The 14,918-nt window shown below is 26.5% G+C and carries 12 protein-coding genes; 8 read left to right on the top strand and 4 right to left on the bottom strand.

What is annotated here, in order from left to right; translation table 4 throughout:
• Positions 1-98: 98 nt before the first annotated feature.
• The gene (locus tag ACQW0Y_RS02900; RefSeq protein ID WP_427867651.1) at positions 99-647 is read right to left on the bottom strand and encodes a deoxycytidylate deaminase; all 549 of its coding nucleotides are present in this window, start codon (positions 645-647) and stop codon (positions 99-101) included.
• A 313-nt stretch (positions 648-960) separates the two neighbouring features.
• Here ACQW0Y_RS02900 and ACQW0Y_RS02895 point away from each other — a divergent pair, with 313 nt between their 5' ends.
• The 8 genes from ACQW0Y_RS02895 (at position 961) to tpiA (ending at position 11,942) form a co-directional block, all read left to right on the top strand.
• Positions 961-1,146 carry a hypothetical protein gene (locus tag ACQW0Y_RS02895; protein WP_148694951.1) on the top strand — a complete coding sequence of 62 codons (186 nt, stop codon included), beginning with the start codon at positions 961-963 and terminating at the stop codon, positions 1,144-1,146.
• A gap of 492 nt (positions 1,147-1,638) precedes the next feature.
• The gene (locus ACQW0Y_RS02890) at positions 1,639-4,422 is read left to right on the top strand and encodes an OppA family ABC transporter substrate-binding lipoprotein (RefSeq protein WP_427867650.1); all 2,784 of its coding nucleotides are present in this window, start codon (positions 1,639-1,641) and stop codon (positions 4,420-4,422) included.
• 6 nt (positions 4,423-4,428) lie between these two features.
• Positions 4,429-5,556: an ABC transporter permease gene (locus ACQW0Y_RS02885; RefSeq protein ID WP_427867649.1), complete on the top strand. Its 1,128-nt coding sequence runs from the start codon at positions 4,429-4,431 to the stop codon at positions 5,554-5,556.
• 20 nt (positions 5,557-5,576) lie between these two features.
• A complete protein-coding gene (locus tag ACQW0Y_RS02880; protein ID WP_427867648.1) occupies positions 5,577-6,887 on the top strand; it encodes an ABC transporter permease in 1,311 nt (436 codons plus the stop codon).
• Positions 6,888-6,889: 2 nt separating this feature from the next.
• Positions 6,890-8,065, top strand: coding sequence for an ABC transporter ATP-binding protein (locus ACQW0Y_RS02875; RefSeq protein WP_427867647.1), 1,176 nt, complete (start codon positions 6,890-6,892; stop codon positions 8,063-8,065).
• Positions 8,055-10,562, top strand: coding sequence for an ATP-binding cassette domain-containing protein (locus ACQW0Y_RS02870; protein ID WP_427867646.1), 2,508 nt, complete (start codon positions 8,055-8,057; stop codon positions 10,560-10,562). The genes ACQW0Y_RS02875 and ACQW0Y_RS02870 overlap by 11 nt, the downstream gene beginning before the upstream one ends.
• 98 nt (positions 10,563-10,660) lie before the next feature.
• Positions 10,661-11,167 (top strand): hypothetical protein, encoded by a 507-nt coding sequence (locus ACQW0Y_RS02865; protein ID WP_427867645.1) that lies wholly within the window; start codon positions 10,661-10,663, stop codon positions 11,165-11,167.
• A 46-nt stretch (positions 11,168-11,213) separates the two neighbouring features.
• On the top strand, positions 11,214-11,942 hold the full coding sequence (gene tpiA, locus ACQW0Y_RS02860; protein ID WP_427867644.1) for a triose-phosphate isomerase: 729 nt from the start codon (positions 11,214-11,216) through the stop codon (positions 11,940-11,942).
• A 30-nt stretch (positions 11,943-11,972) separates the two neighbouring features.
• On the opposite strand, the gene ACQW0Y_RS02855 is transcribed toward tpiA, so the two are convergent.
• Genes ACQW0Y_RS02855 through truB form a run of 3 tightly spaced genes read right to left on the bottom strand, consistent with a single transcriptional unit; the run spans position 11,973 to position 14,548 of the window.
• Positions 11,973-12,827: an FAD synthase gene (locus tag ACQW0Y_RS02855; RefSeq protein ID WP_427867643.1), complete on the bottom strand. Its 855-nt coding sequence runs from the start codon at positions 12,825-12,827 to the stop codon at positions 11,973-11,975.
• 47 nt (positions 12,828-12,874) lie between these two features.
• Positions 12,875-13,681 carry a YcsE-related riboflavin metabolism phosphatase gene (locus tag ACQW0Y_RS02850; protein ID WP_004414534.1) on the bottom strand — a complete coding sequence of 269 codons (807 nt, stop codon included), beginning with the start codon at positions 13,679-13,681 and terminating at the stop codon, positions 12,875-12,877.
• An 18-nt stretch (positions 13,682-13,699) separates the two neighbouring features.
• On the bottom strand, positions 13,700-14,548 hold the full coding sequence (gene truB, locus ACQW0Y_RS02845) for a tRNA pseudouridine(55) synthase TruB (RefSeq protein WP_427867642.1): 849 nt from the start codon (positions 14,546-14,548) through the stop codon (positions 13,700-13,702).
• Positions 14,549-14,918 lie beyond the last annotated feature (370 nt).

Here is a 14,918-nt window from a genome sequence, read left to right as displayed (position 1 = left end):
GTGATTCTATAGAAGTAATCTAAAAGATAATCGATATTCAGTTTTCAGAGAACGATAAAATTAAAAGAGCACTTGCTCTTTTTTATTTTTTTTAAAAATTAATCTTTTATTTTAAAATCAAGATCAAAATCTTTTTCAATGTGAATTAATTTTATTCCAAAGGTATTAAAGATTTTTAATGAAGCTTTAAAATCATCGGCTTCAGGTTTGTATTCATTAGCGTAATAAACCTTAGAAATTTTTGATTGAACAATAAGTTTTGCACAATGACAACATGGCGAATGCGTAACAAAAATAGATGAACCTGGTTCAATTTTAGAATTCGTTAAATTAGCATTAATAATTGCATTAGCCTCAGCATGAACAACATAAGTATATTTTGAATGTAATACATCATCAGCCTTATCAGGGCGATTTCATGGAAAGGCTTCGTCATTATTTACTTCTGCGTTATTAAAGCTTGTAGGCATTCCATTGTATCCTAATGAAATAACATAGTTATTTGGGCTTACAATGCACGCTCCAACCTTTGTTGTAGGATCTTTTGATCTAAGTGCACTTAGTTTTGCTAAAGACATAAAATAAATATCTCATTTAATATTATCTTTATCTTCATTAAAAATTATTTTTTTCGTTTTTGAATTCATAAATAAAATTTTATCATAAAATAGCAAAAAATCAAGTTCCGCAGACCTTGATTGCAATTATTCAGTGAAATAAGCTTTATAAGCTCGGATAAGACATTAACTATGTTAATCCAACTTGATTTTATTAGTAGTAAGTTGAACTAACATAATTATACATTATTTATTTTTAATTAGCCAAAAAAACACGCAGTATTCTTAAGAAATAATCATTTTTTCCGATAAATTTACTTAAAATTATAAAAATAACTTAAAAAAATCATTTTATTTTCAAAAAAAATTCAAAAAATTGCTAAAATAATTGCGTAAAGGAAAAATGATGAACATAAATTTATTAAGAAAATCTTCATGTACAAATATGTTCTCAGCTTCAAAGGCTGCATTTTTCGCTATGGAAATTATTAATTTCATCAAGGATATTATTAAAATGGAAGGCAACTATTCATTTAATAAAAATATTATTCTTGGAGGAATTTATAATGAAACTCATTCATTTAACTAATAAATATAATTTAAATATAATTAAAAATAATAAAGTATACTCATATTTTAATAATATCTACTCAGCTAGAATTATGGCTTTTAGAGGTTCATAAGTAAAAAAATAAACAAATTTTGTTTATAAAAATAGTATAAATTAATTACAAAACATTAAATAAAAGCCAAAATTTTAAATAATTTCTTAAAAAAATATCATTAAAAAAATATAAAAAATATAAAAAATATAAAAAATATAAAAAAATACACTAAAAAAAAGATAAAAAAGATCAAAAAAAATATTAATTTTTAATATAGAAAAAGCTTAAAAATATTCAAAAAATTCGTTGTTTTTAGGCTAAAACAACTAAAAAAACTAAAAATAATTTATAATTATTTTTGTAATTTCATAGAGTTATTTATTAATAAATATTAATAAATCAGTTTAAAGTTAGAAGAATAATTAAACTAAAAATAAATAGCTTTATGCAATTATAAAAAAAGTATGGAGATTAAAATGAAAAAATCAAACAAAATATGATTATCTTCTTTATCTTTACTAGCCGGCGCAGTACCCCTGCTAGCCGCATCATGTAAAGGTACAGAAGAAAATAACAAATACGTATTTGAATATAGTTCACCATATAATCCACAAGCATTTTTACATGATGCTTCTAGATCATATGGATCATTCATTTCAAGTTCTACAACCCAACATACATCAGTTGGTTTAGTAAGAATTGAAAGTATTGGTGAACCTGAAGTTCAAAGTAAAGTTATCGTTGATGCATCTGGTAATGTACAAGATACAAAAAGATATATTGTTAATCCAACCTGAACAAAAAGAAGTTTAGCTTTAGCAAGTGCTGTTGTTGTTACAGATAAAAATGGAACTGTTACAACTTTCGATTCTGATGAAGCTGATATTGAAGAAGAAGCTAATGCACAGGAAAACGGAGTAAAATACTACACTTCTCCTTCTGTTGAATTAAAATCAAATAATGAAAAATCAATTAACAGTGCTAACTTTGAAAAAAAATTAAAAACTGCTAAAAAACTACAATTTGTTGTTCGTAAAGGTGTTCATTGAACAAACGAATTAGGCGAAGCAACAAAATACAAAATTAAAGCAAAAGACTTCTACTATTCATGATTAAGAACTTTATCTGTAAGTCAATCATATAGAATTAACAATGGTGGATCAGAAAAATTAGATAAACAAGCTGCAGAAGCATTATCAGATCCTTCATCAATGGCTTTCACTGATAAAGAAGAATATTCAAATGATTATTTATTCACTTTATTTGGAGTGGATCATAAAAAATTCTCAGTAGAAAATCAATTTATTCAAAAAGTCGGTGAAGAAGATGCTGTAACATTTGAAAAAATTGAAGGAAAAGATGAAGTAAACTTTAATGAATTCTTTAATAAGTCAATTTTACAAGATTACACATTTGCACCAGCTCCTTCTGAATATATTGATGAAGCAAACAAAACAGGAAATTACCCAATTTATAACTATATCGGTACACAAACAGATAAAACTAGCGCTTTAGCAGAAAAAATTAAAACCTTAGATAAAACTTCAAAAACTTATATTTCTGGAGCTTACTGATATGGTGTAAGTTTAAAAAATACACTATATAGTGGAGCTTACTACATAGCGCCCCAAAGAGGACAAGAATTAGTTCTAAAGAAAAATAAAAACTACTATGACAAAGCATTTGTTGAAAGTAAAAATACAATTGAACAAATTGTTAATATTTACAACCAAGGTTTAGATGCTGATACTTTTGCAAAAAGAGTTTTTGATAAATATAAACAAGGTAAATTATCACAAATTTCATTTAGCCAATTAAAAGAAAACCAACGTGCTGAAATATTAAATGATGCTGTTAAATATGGTTTAAGATATACAAAAGTGGTTAATAAAAACAGCCCATACTACCGTAACTTTAGTCAACCATTTATTAAACCAACACCAACAGGTCAAGAAGTTTCATTCTATGGATTTAATGATGCTTATTCAAAATTAGTTTATGGCGGAACACTAGAAGAAATTAAATCTGGTACAAATGATCCAGCTTCATATATTTCAGGAAAAGGTTTAATTTTCAGATCATTACTTAATGCAGCAATTAACTGAGATGAATTAGCATCACAAGCAACAAATGGTCAGGCTTTTGCATGAATTGCTAAGGTAGCTGATGGATCTGCTATTGGTGGAAGTGATCAATCAAGTTCACAATTTAAAACACCTGGTGATGTTAGAGAAAAAATTAACTCACTATTTGCACTTAAAGCAGATGGATCTGGAAAAATTGATTTTGGCGGATCTTTAGGAACAGAATTAAGCCCTTCAGAAAACGAAGAAGCTGCTAGAAACTTATCAACAAAAACAGAAAAATTAAAATCAGCAGGATTTAGTTTAATTAAAGAACAATTAGCTGCTTTAATTGCAGAATTTGATAAAGAAAATCCAGATTTAGCAAACCAAAACTTCAAATTTGAATATGCTTTCCCATATGTAAATATTCCAGCTGGATATAAAGCAGCATTTGCTAATATTGTTGAAACTTTTAAAGAATTAAACCCAAGATTAGAAATTACTGTATTTAGTACAGATAATAAGGATGATCCTAAATTTGATAATTATAGAACTGGTGGAGCGAACGGAACAGAATTAGTTGCTTGATCATATGACTATGACTCAATAGGTTCAGGATACGACGGTTTATCTTGAGGAGCTAACTTTATCCCAACATTAACATGAATAGCAGCAAATGATGAAGGAAATAAAAATAAATTAGTTAAAGAAAACTATCCAAAACTATATCAATTAGCTAAAGATATTGTGGATTATTCAAAGACTGGCGATCACAAATGAGTTGGATCAGTCCCATTTGCTGAATTACATTTAGTAGAAAATAGATTTAAATCACAACGTTTACCATATACTGCAGTATTTGAATTTAAAAAGAATGAACAAGGCTTCTATACTCTAGAAAGAACTACTGAAGGAAAACCAAAACCTTGAGCAGCTCCAGAAGGTGAGCACGGAACAGAAGCATATGCTTGAACAGCAGAATTCTGATTAAACTATATCCACGGAAAAACAAATGAATATGCAATTGGATTAATGGAAGAATTAACTTCATTCTTTAACGTTAACTTTACATTTAACACATTTAAACAAAGAAATGAATTTGGTCAATCATTAGTTGAAAAGAAATTTATCGTTCCAGACGAAAGTGTAACTGGTGTTTCAATATTCTCGGATTGAAAAGTTAAAAACAATTAGGCATAAATGTTTAAATATATAACACAAAGAATAGCGTTTGCTATTCTTACATTATTTATTATAACTTTTGTTGTATTTATTTTAGTTAGTGCATTTGGACAAAGTCCGATAAAAGCTATTGTTGAAAAAGAGCTTGCTAACCCTAAAAATAAACATACATATGAAGAATTAATACTCGAAAATGAAATAATTTTCGGGCTAAGATATGCAGATGGTACACCAATTCCTATTTTTATTAGATATTTCATTTACATAGGAAATGTCTTTTCAGGAGATTTTGGTTTTATCATTAATAAAGAAAACAACCCGAGTCCTTCAGAATATACAAATATTCAACTATTATTTTTTACACCTTTAAAATATTCAATTAGAATTACCTTACCGGCTTTTGTTGTCAGTTCGATAAGTGGAATTACGATTGGGGTATTTGCTGGATATAAGAGGGGTAAGTTATTCGATTCAGGAGCTAACTTATTTGTCTTAATATTCGTTGCTGTTCCTTCATTTGTTTTAGCACCAATTCTAATTACTATTTCACTAAAAATCGGTATTCCAACTACCGTTCCAAGAGATGCTCTGGAACCATCATTTGGAGAATTATTCATTTCTTACTTACCACCAGTGTTAATTATTACTTTAACATCTATGGCTGTGTATGTAAGTTATACAAGAAACCAAGTTATTACAGTTTTAACATCAAACTATGTTTTAATTGCTAAAACTAAAGGTTTAAAACCAACACAAATTTTCTTTAAATACGTTTTAAGAAATATTTCTATTCCATTATTTAGTTTATTATTTGGTTCATTCTTGGGATTATTATCAGGATCAATTATTATTGAAAAATACTGAGACGTTCCTGGAACTAGCCAAGTTATTGCTAGATCATTCCCAACCGGGGAAATTAACATCATCATGTTCTCAACAATTTTCTTTACTGGTTTAGCTCTAGCTTCATCAATCTTTGTTGACGTAATGTTTGCTGTTTTAGACCCTAAAATAACATATGCTGCAAAAAATAAGAAAAATTACTGACTATTTTTTAAAGCATTTTTAGAAAGAAGAAAATTAGAAAAAGATTTATATTTAAAACGTCAATTAGAAAAACAAAATCAATTAGGTCAACAATCATAAGAAAGGTAGGTTAGAACAAAATGGACAATAATTTAGAAAACCAGATTAAAGATTTTAATAAGCAATATAAAATTAGTTCTGAACTATCTAAAAAGTTTGGATTTATCTCAGAAAAAGATAAGGTTCAAACTTCTTCGATTGCAGGTAGACCTAAAAAAATGTGAATCGAAATTACAAAAAGATTCTTTTCAAACCCAGTTGTTGTAGTTTCGTTATTGGTATTTACTTTTATTTTACTAGCTTCATTAATTATCCCAGCAAAAAGTGTTTCACCATATCCTCCAAACCAACCAATTAACAAATATACATTTATTGAATCATTGCCACCAATGTACAGTCCCATTGTAATTAAGGCAGGAACAAATACCGACCCTATTTTCAAGTTTTACTTTAACTTAAAATCAGATATTTCAAAACTGTCCGAGGCTGATCAACAATTATGAAATCAATGATTCTCATTCTACTTAAACACAACTAACGTTTATGCAAATGATCAAGGTCAATTATTTATAAGTTATAATGCTTATCATTTATTTAGAGCTGGTGTTTTAAATGAATTACTTCATAATGCTCAAAAAGAAGGCATTACTTTAACCAATGAATATGTGCAAGGAGAAATCTTGCCACAAATTCCATATTTAAAAACTCTTTTAGGTACTTCAAGTACAGGATATGATATTTGAGTTACAACTTGATATGCAACATGAAGAGGTATTCAAATTGCTATTATCACAACTATTATTCAAGCAATTTTTGGAGTTACATTAGGAGCTATTTTAGGTTTCTATGCTGGAAAATTAATTGATACATTAATTATGAGATTAATTGATATTTTCAACTCACCTCCTACAATTATTTGAATTTTAATCTTTGTTGGTATTTTTGGAACAAACCAAATTTCATTAATATTAGCAATGTCAGTAGCAGGATGACCATTATTTGTTGGATTAACTAGAATGTATGTAATTACAGTTAAGAATGAAGAATATATTACCGCCGCAAAAGCTATTGGTGCTTCTTCTTCAAGACAAATCTTTATTCATGCATTACCAGCAATTATTGGTAAGATTGCAAACTCATTTGTTAAAAACGTTCCTGGTGTAATTCTATGAGTTGCATCATTAGCATTCCTTGGATTCTTTAAGACTGGAAACGATACAAACTTAGGACAAATCTTAATTGAATCGGCATCCGAAGCAGGACAAAACATTTGAATAATCTTACTTCCAACTTTAATTTTATTATTCTTATCATTATCATTAAACTTTATGGCACTTGGAATTCACGATGCACTTGATCCAAGAGTTATGAGTAAAGGAAAGAGAAAATAGTCATGGCAGATAAAGAATTAAATAAGGCAAAAAAGAATTTAAAAATTAAAATTGCAAAAAAATCTAAAACTGCACAAAAAAGAGGACATTTATTCTCAAAAATTCAATCTCAAGAAGTTTTAGAAGATAATAAATTATTAGAAGTAAGAAATCTTCATGTTAGTTTCCCTGTTGGAAGAAAGAAAACAATTCATATTGTTCGTGGCGTTGACTTAGATGTTTATCGTGGTCAAATTGTTGGTTTAGTAGGTGAATCTGGATCTGGTAAGTCTGTTACTTCAAAAACTTTAATTAACGTTAATGAAAACGGACTTGTAAGTGCTGACAAAATTCAAATCGGTGATTTAGAATTAAGTAATATTCTTAAAAAAGAAAAATATTGACAACTTGTTCGTGGACAAAAAATTGGATACATTCCTCAAGATCCACTAACTTCCCTAAACCCAACTAGAACAATTGGAAAACAATTATTAGACGCTTTAAATAACAACGTTGATTGAATGGATAAAACTTATACTGAAAAGAAAGAGTATTTATTAGGTTTACTATCTACTTTCGGCTTAAGAAATGTTGATAAGATTTTTAGTGCTTATCCGCATACATTATCAGGTGGTATGAAACAAAGAATTGTTATTACCATGGTCGTGGCTTTAAAACCTGATTTAATAATTGCTGATGAGCCAACTACTGCTCTTGATCCAACTGTTCAAGCCAGCGTTCTTGCATTATTTGAAGAAATTAGACAAAAAATGGGTATTTCAATTATTTTAATTAGTCATAACATTTCTGTTATTGCTAAATTCTGTGATTTTATTTATGTTATGTATGCAGGAAGAATTGTTGAAAAAGGTTTAAAAGAAGAAATTTTTACTCAACCTGCTCACCCTTATACATGAGCACTAATTTCAGCTATTCCTGAATCAAAAGATGAAAAATTATATAACATTAAAGGAACTCCACCTGACATGGCAAACTTGCCAGTTGGTGATCCTTTTGCTCCTCGTAATGATTATGCTTTAGAAATTGATTTTATCAAAGAACCACCTTTAATTCCAATTACTCAAACTCACGCGGCAGCTACATGACTATTAAGTCCTGAAGCACCAAAAATTGAACTTTCAAAAGATTTACAAAAACGTTTAGATTTATTTAAAAAGGCATTCCAAAATGACAAATAAAAAAGATAGAAAAGTTATATTATCAATTGATAATCTTAAAAAATATTTTGTTAACCAAGGTATCATTAACAAAGCAGTTGATGGTGTATCTTTTGATGTTCACGAAGGTGAAATTGTAGGTCTTATTGGGGAATCAGGTTCAGGAAAAACCACAGTTGGTCGTACAATTTTAAGATTGTATGATGAATACAATGGGTTTGTTAGATTAGAAGACAAAATTATTTCAGGTAAAAACATTAGTTACTCATTAAAAAAATATTTACGTAAAAATGTGCAAATGATCTTTCAAGATCCTCATGCTTCATTAAATAGCCAGCAAAATATTTATACTATTTTAAAAGAACCTCTATTAGTTAATGGCATAATGAAACATAAAATTAATGATATTTTTAAAGATTGATTAGACGTTAAGAAAACATTTAAATATACATTCCAAATTCAAGCTATGAAATTGGAGTTACAAAACTATCAAGAAATAAATCGTTTAGCAGAACCGTTTTTTAGTAAATGAAAAAACATTTTTAATGATTTTAAATTTGATAATGATTTAAGTCGTGAAGATAACTTTTCATCATTTTATGCTTACTTAGAAGAGAAGCAAAAAATGGAAAGTATGATTATTAACAACATGTATTCAAATGCATCCTCATTAATTAATTTTTATTATGAAATGCAAAAAAAATACCGTGAAAAAGACTTGAGCCCTGAAGAGTTATCATACGAGTATGCATTAGTTGATTATGAACGAATTAAAAAATTAAGTAAATGATCGATTAAGCAACTAGAAATTAAAAATCAATTAGAAAAACTGTTATCAGAAAGAAAAGAATTAGTTAAAAATCACAAACAAAAAACTACTGAATCAAGAAATACTTTTGCTAACTTCCAAGTTGAAAATAAACACGAAAAAGGGTTAGTAAATATTGCAAGATTGATGTCAACAGATTTAGATTTTTATTTATATAACTTAAAAAACGAGTATTTATTTAAAGCTAGAATTTCAACTTTAAAAAATCTTCGTAATTCATTAACTCTTTTGGAATATGAAGATGTTAAAGAATTAGTTAAAGAACTAGAAAATTATGTTAAAAATTTCTATGAAAATGAGTTAGCTAAAATTGAATATTCAAAAACAATGCGTCAAGAAATTATTGCAACTTTAAAAGAAAAATTTAATTTTAACTTTACAAAATACACAAAAATTTCTGAAGCAAATGAAGCAAAATTTGAAAAAGAATTATTTGAATTAGATAAACAAATTTCTGCACTAAGAGATTTATTAAAAGTAAAAGAAGCTCCAGAATATTCTAAAGAGCAACTTGTAGAAGAACATCAAAAATTAAAATCTGCTCACGAAATTTATCTACAAGGACGTTCAAGATTTTTAGTTGATTATAAAAAATTAATCGATGATTTATATCAACAAATTAATACTGAAAAACAAGAATATTTACGCCTAGTTTCTGAACAAGAAAAATGCAACAATTTATATGAAAAATATAAAATTGAATTTAATAATTTTGTTAAGAAACAATATCAAGATAAAATTGAGGAATTAATCAAGCGTAAAACTAAAGTTGAAGTTACTTTAAAAGAAAATAAAGATAAAGAAAAATTACAAAAAATTAAAAAAGATTTAAAACGTATTAATGAAAGAATTAAACAAATTAAGAAGGATGAAGATACTGTAATTAAAATGTATAATTCTGACATTGTTTTAAAAGAAGATACTTTAAAATCATTTAACATTGAAAGAGATTATTTAAAAAGAGACATTAAACACATTTGTTTACTATTAGGTATTGACTATAAATGAGTAGAGCTAAATCTAAATAAGAAAAATGATGAAAATGTTAATGTTGAAACTCAAAAATGAACAAAGAGATTTAACTTCTTTGATTATAAAATCTCTTTCCCATTTGCTAAATATTTAATTTCCGAACTTTTATACAAAATGATTATCTATCGTTCGCTTGAAGACGTAGGTCTATTAAAACAATTTGCTTATCGTTATCCACATGAATTTAGTGGTGGACAATTACAACGTATTGTTATTGCTAGAGCTTTAATAACCGAACCTAAAGTTATTGTTGCTGATGAGCCAATCGCATCGCTAGATATTTCTATCCAAGCACAAGTTGTTAACTTATTAAAAGACTTATGTGTTCAAAAGAACATTGGTTTAATCTTTATTGCTCACGATTTAAGTATGATTGAATATGTTGCTGATAATGTTCAAATTATGCACTTAGGTAAAATAGTTGAAAGTGGTGTAACTGAAGCTATTTACAATAATCCATTGCACCCATATACAATCAATTTATTCAAAGCAATTCCAAAAATTTCAAATGCTAACGAAAAATTCCAAAACGTTTCATTTAACTTAGATTATATTTATGAACAACAGTTCCCAAATATTCCTGAAAACTTCCAAGTTGATGAAAATCATTGAATTTATGGAACTAAAGAGCAAATTGAAAAATGAGTTAAAAAATAATTAAAAATACATTAGGCTAGTTAATAATGGCCTAATGTTTTTAATTGTTTAATTATTCTTTTTAATTAAGTATAATTTATACATTAAAAGGATAAGAAATGAGAAATAATTTAAAGAAAAAACCAAAACTAAAATCAAATAATTATTGAAGTCGTAGCTGAAGCAAAGGAAATATTGCATACTTTTTTATTTCTCTTATTTTAATGTCTTTATTAATTTTTTTAACAGGCTATTTCAAGAAGCAAGATAGTAAGGTAATGACATGATCAAATGCGATAACTGTTGGTTGTGTTTTATTTATAGCTATTCCAATTTTTGTTATTTTAATAAGAAAAGGTTTTGGTAAAGGTCTTGCTTTCTATTTTATTAATATTTACAATAACCATCGTATATCAATCCGTGCCAAGGCTAAATATACCGTTTCAATGAATCAATTTGAAAAGGATAAAATTTTAAATAGGGAAAGAAACTTATATAATAAAGAGCAAAATGATAAACAAAAAAACAAACATTTGACAGAATCAACTAATTTAGCTTCATTTTTGATTATAGGGATATCATCATTAGTTTTATTAGTTGGATTATTAGCTTTACATTTAAGTTAAGAAAAATTTTAGAAAATTAATTTTAATATAAAAAAAGGAGTCTAACATGAAATACTTAATTGGGAATTTTAAAATGAATAAAACTTTTTTAGAAGTTGAATCATATATTGAGGCATTAACATATTTAATTTCTGAAAATAAGCAAGAATTAAAAGATCTTAAGATAGGAATTGCCCCTTCTTTTGATAGTACTTATATTTCATATAATAATCCAACACGAAATTACTTATTTGGATTACAAAATATTTTTCATGAATTAAATGGTGCTTATACTGGTGAAGTTTCATTAAATGTTGCTAAAGAAGCAAATATCGATTTTATTTTAGTAGGTCATAGTGAAAGAAGAAAGTTATTTAACGAAACTGATGAACTTATTAATAAGAAAATATTACAATTAAAAAACACTAATATTACCGCAATTTTATGCGTTGGGGAATCATTACAAGAATTCGAATCTAATCAAACTTTTGAAATTTTAGAAAAACAAATTAAAAGCGCACTTAAAGATGTTAATAATTATTCAAACATTTTAATTTCTTATGAACCAGTTTATTGTATAGGTAATGGAATTACTCCAAAAGCACAACATATTCAAAAAGTAGTTGACTTCATTCATGAATTAGTAGAAAAAAGCATCCCAATATTATATGGTGGCTCGGTTTGTTGCTCAAGTATTGACTTACTTGAACAAGTAAAAGGTTTAAGTGGATATTTAGTAGGAAAAGCCTCATTAAATGCTTATGAATTTATTAATTTAGCAAAAAAAATAAAATAAAATTAGGTTTTTATGCTTTTAAGGCTAAACCTAATTTTTATTTATAAATCATTTTTTCGTTAATTCAATATCATTATCTCTTATTTCATTTTCATGATCTAAATTAATATGTCTAATTAAGGCTTCTAATTCAATGAAAACATCTTGATATTTACTTGGGATAATTTCTAAATCTAATAAGAAGGCTAAATTATCATTTTCATTATTGTTATCATTACTTATTTTAATTAAGCCGTGATATTCAACATCCTCAATAACAAAATTTGCAATATAAATTCCAGATTTTATTTTCTTAATTTTGTTTGGAAAAGCAAAATTAAATTTTTCAAAGTTAGTAATAAAAGCATATTTTTCTATTAATAAATTATTAATGGCAGAAATATTACCTTCTTCAATCAATTCATTAATTAAGGTTGAAGAAATTTTTCTTTTTTGGATTTTTCTTTCATTTGCAACCCTAACATCAAAGAATTTACTTAAATATTCAATATTTCCTAAACGGCGAAAACCAAATTTAAAATCTTTACCGCAAATCACAAATTTTACTTTGTTTAATAATAAATTTTTGCAAAAATCTTCATGTGAAACATTAAGATTTTCTTTATTTATATTAGCTAAAAAAACATAATCAAAACCTAAATTAAATAATGTATAAAGTCTAATTTGGGTTTGCATTGCTTTTTTTTCTAAACCTAAAGCTCCTTTGTAAGTATTATTAAAAATCATAATTGCTAATTTAGTTTGGGGATTAGAAATTTTTATGTCTTTTGCAATTTTAATTAATTCATAATGACCTAAATGTAATGTTTCAAAGCTACCTAAAACCATTATTAAATCTTCTTTGATTTCAAAATCTTCTTTAAAGTTTCATTCAAAAATTTTCATATTAATAATTTTACTTTAATTAATAAATAAATAAAAATTTTACGACATTAGTCGTAAAACCCCTTTTCTTTTAATTTAAAATATGGACCATCTTCAGTAACTGGTAAACATATTTCATTAGCAACATTTTTAGTTACATCTTCTCCATTTCCCATAGCAACACCCAGGCCAACATGTTGAAGCATTTCAATATCATTTTCGGAATCACCAAAAGCGACCATTTCTTCAGGTTTAATATCTAAAAGATTGCCTAAAATATCTAACCCAACAGCCTTAGTAATACCTTTAGATGAAAGGAAAACCCCACCATTTCATGTTGCTAAAACTCACATGTTCATATCATTTAGTTCAAAAAATTCATTAAGTTTTTTTGCTCATTCTTCTGGTTTATTTGTACTTATCGTAATTAAATAGTTTTTATCATCCTTTGATTCAAATTCTTTTTCAGAAATAAATTTGTCCTTATAAGGTAAATAGAATCAGTGGTTAATATTAAACAAATCATTATAATAACCTCATTTATCACCGACAAATGAAAATGATAATTGGTTTTTGTTAGCAAACTCACGAAACTTTACAAAATCTTTATACTCAATTGTTTGTTCAAAAATATACTCATTAGTCTTTAGATCAAGGATAAAAGTACCATTTGCACCAATGAAATAATCAACATATGGATTATGAATTTGTTTTCCGACAGTAAAAATATCACGGCCTGAACATAATACGTTAATATAGCCGTTCTCTTTTAATTTACGAAACATTTCTTTCATACGTGGTGTTAATTCATCGATACCAAAAGGTAATAATGTTCCATCGATATCAAAAACAATCATTTTGTAATTATTATTCATAATATTTACCTCCTTAGGTTAGGGGTTTTGAAATATACGGTTGAATAAAACTTTATCAAAGTTTATTAAACCGTTTTTTATTGTCCCTCAGCCAATTATTTGATTTTTATAAATAAAAAGGCCCTTATTATTTATGTTTTTTAATCTTTCTAGATATAGCACTTTTGATTTTATAAGTTTAACTTCTAAATCACTAAGTGTATATAATTCTACATTAAAAAGCGATTTTATATCAACTATTTTTTCATATTCTAAACTATCATTTAATTTAATTTGGCCAATTGCACATCTTCTTAATATATTAACAACGGCATCGGTATTTAACATTAAGCCAATATCATGAATTAAAGATCTTATATATGTACCTTTTGAAACTTTGGCATAAATTGCAAAAGTTTGTGCTTCAAAATCAAACTCTTTTAAAGTTAATTCATATATTTTAATTTCACATTCTTTTAAAGTTACTTCAATATTTTTCCTTGCTAAATCATAACTTCTTTGACCATTTATTTTTTTAGCAGAAAAAATAGGGGGGACTTGTTTAGTTTGCTTTTGAATTGTTTTCAAAATGTCTTCAATTTGTTCTTTGGTAACTTTAGTTTTATTATCTAAGTAAATAACCTCTTCACCTTCATCATAACTTCTCGAAGTGCAATGTAAGGTAGCTTTTACATAATATTCTTTAGTATCATTTACTAAATAAGAAAGAGTTTTTGTATCTTCATCTGTAGCAACAATTAAAAGTCCATCAGCTAATGGATCTAACGTTCCACTGTGTCCAATTTTTTTTATATTGTTTTCTTTTGCAAATTTTTTTATTGCAAAAAAACTTGATTCTCCCCGTTTTTTATTTATTTTAAAAAACATAAAATTTATTCTCCTTCTTATTTTTTAATATATTTAAATGCTGATTTATTATATCAAGGAATTATAAAAAAAATAATTACTTATAAGTAATTAAGTTCTTAATTTGATTACTACTAAATTTAAATTTTATAAAATTTATAAATAAAAAAAGAGTCAGGTTTTAACCTGCCCATCCGTGAGTTATAGTCTTTTGCACGCATGACTTGAAAACTAATTAATTAGTATATACATTATACCATAAAAATTTTATCCTTGTAAAAACTATAATGCTTTCATAAATACTAAAAATTAAAAATATGGCGTTCCAGTATACGCAAGTAATCTGGCGCCATATTTTTTGTCCTTTGTATAATATATATAACATCAAAAA

It is taken from the genome of Mycoplasmopsis arginini (assembly GCF_965278885.1).
Classification (GTDB): domain Bacteria; phylum Bacillota_I; class Bacilli_A; order Mycoplasmatales; family Metamycoplasmataceae; genus Metamycoplasma; species Metamycoplasma arginini_B.
This window is presented reverse-complemented; position numbering and strand designations above follow the sequence as displayed.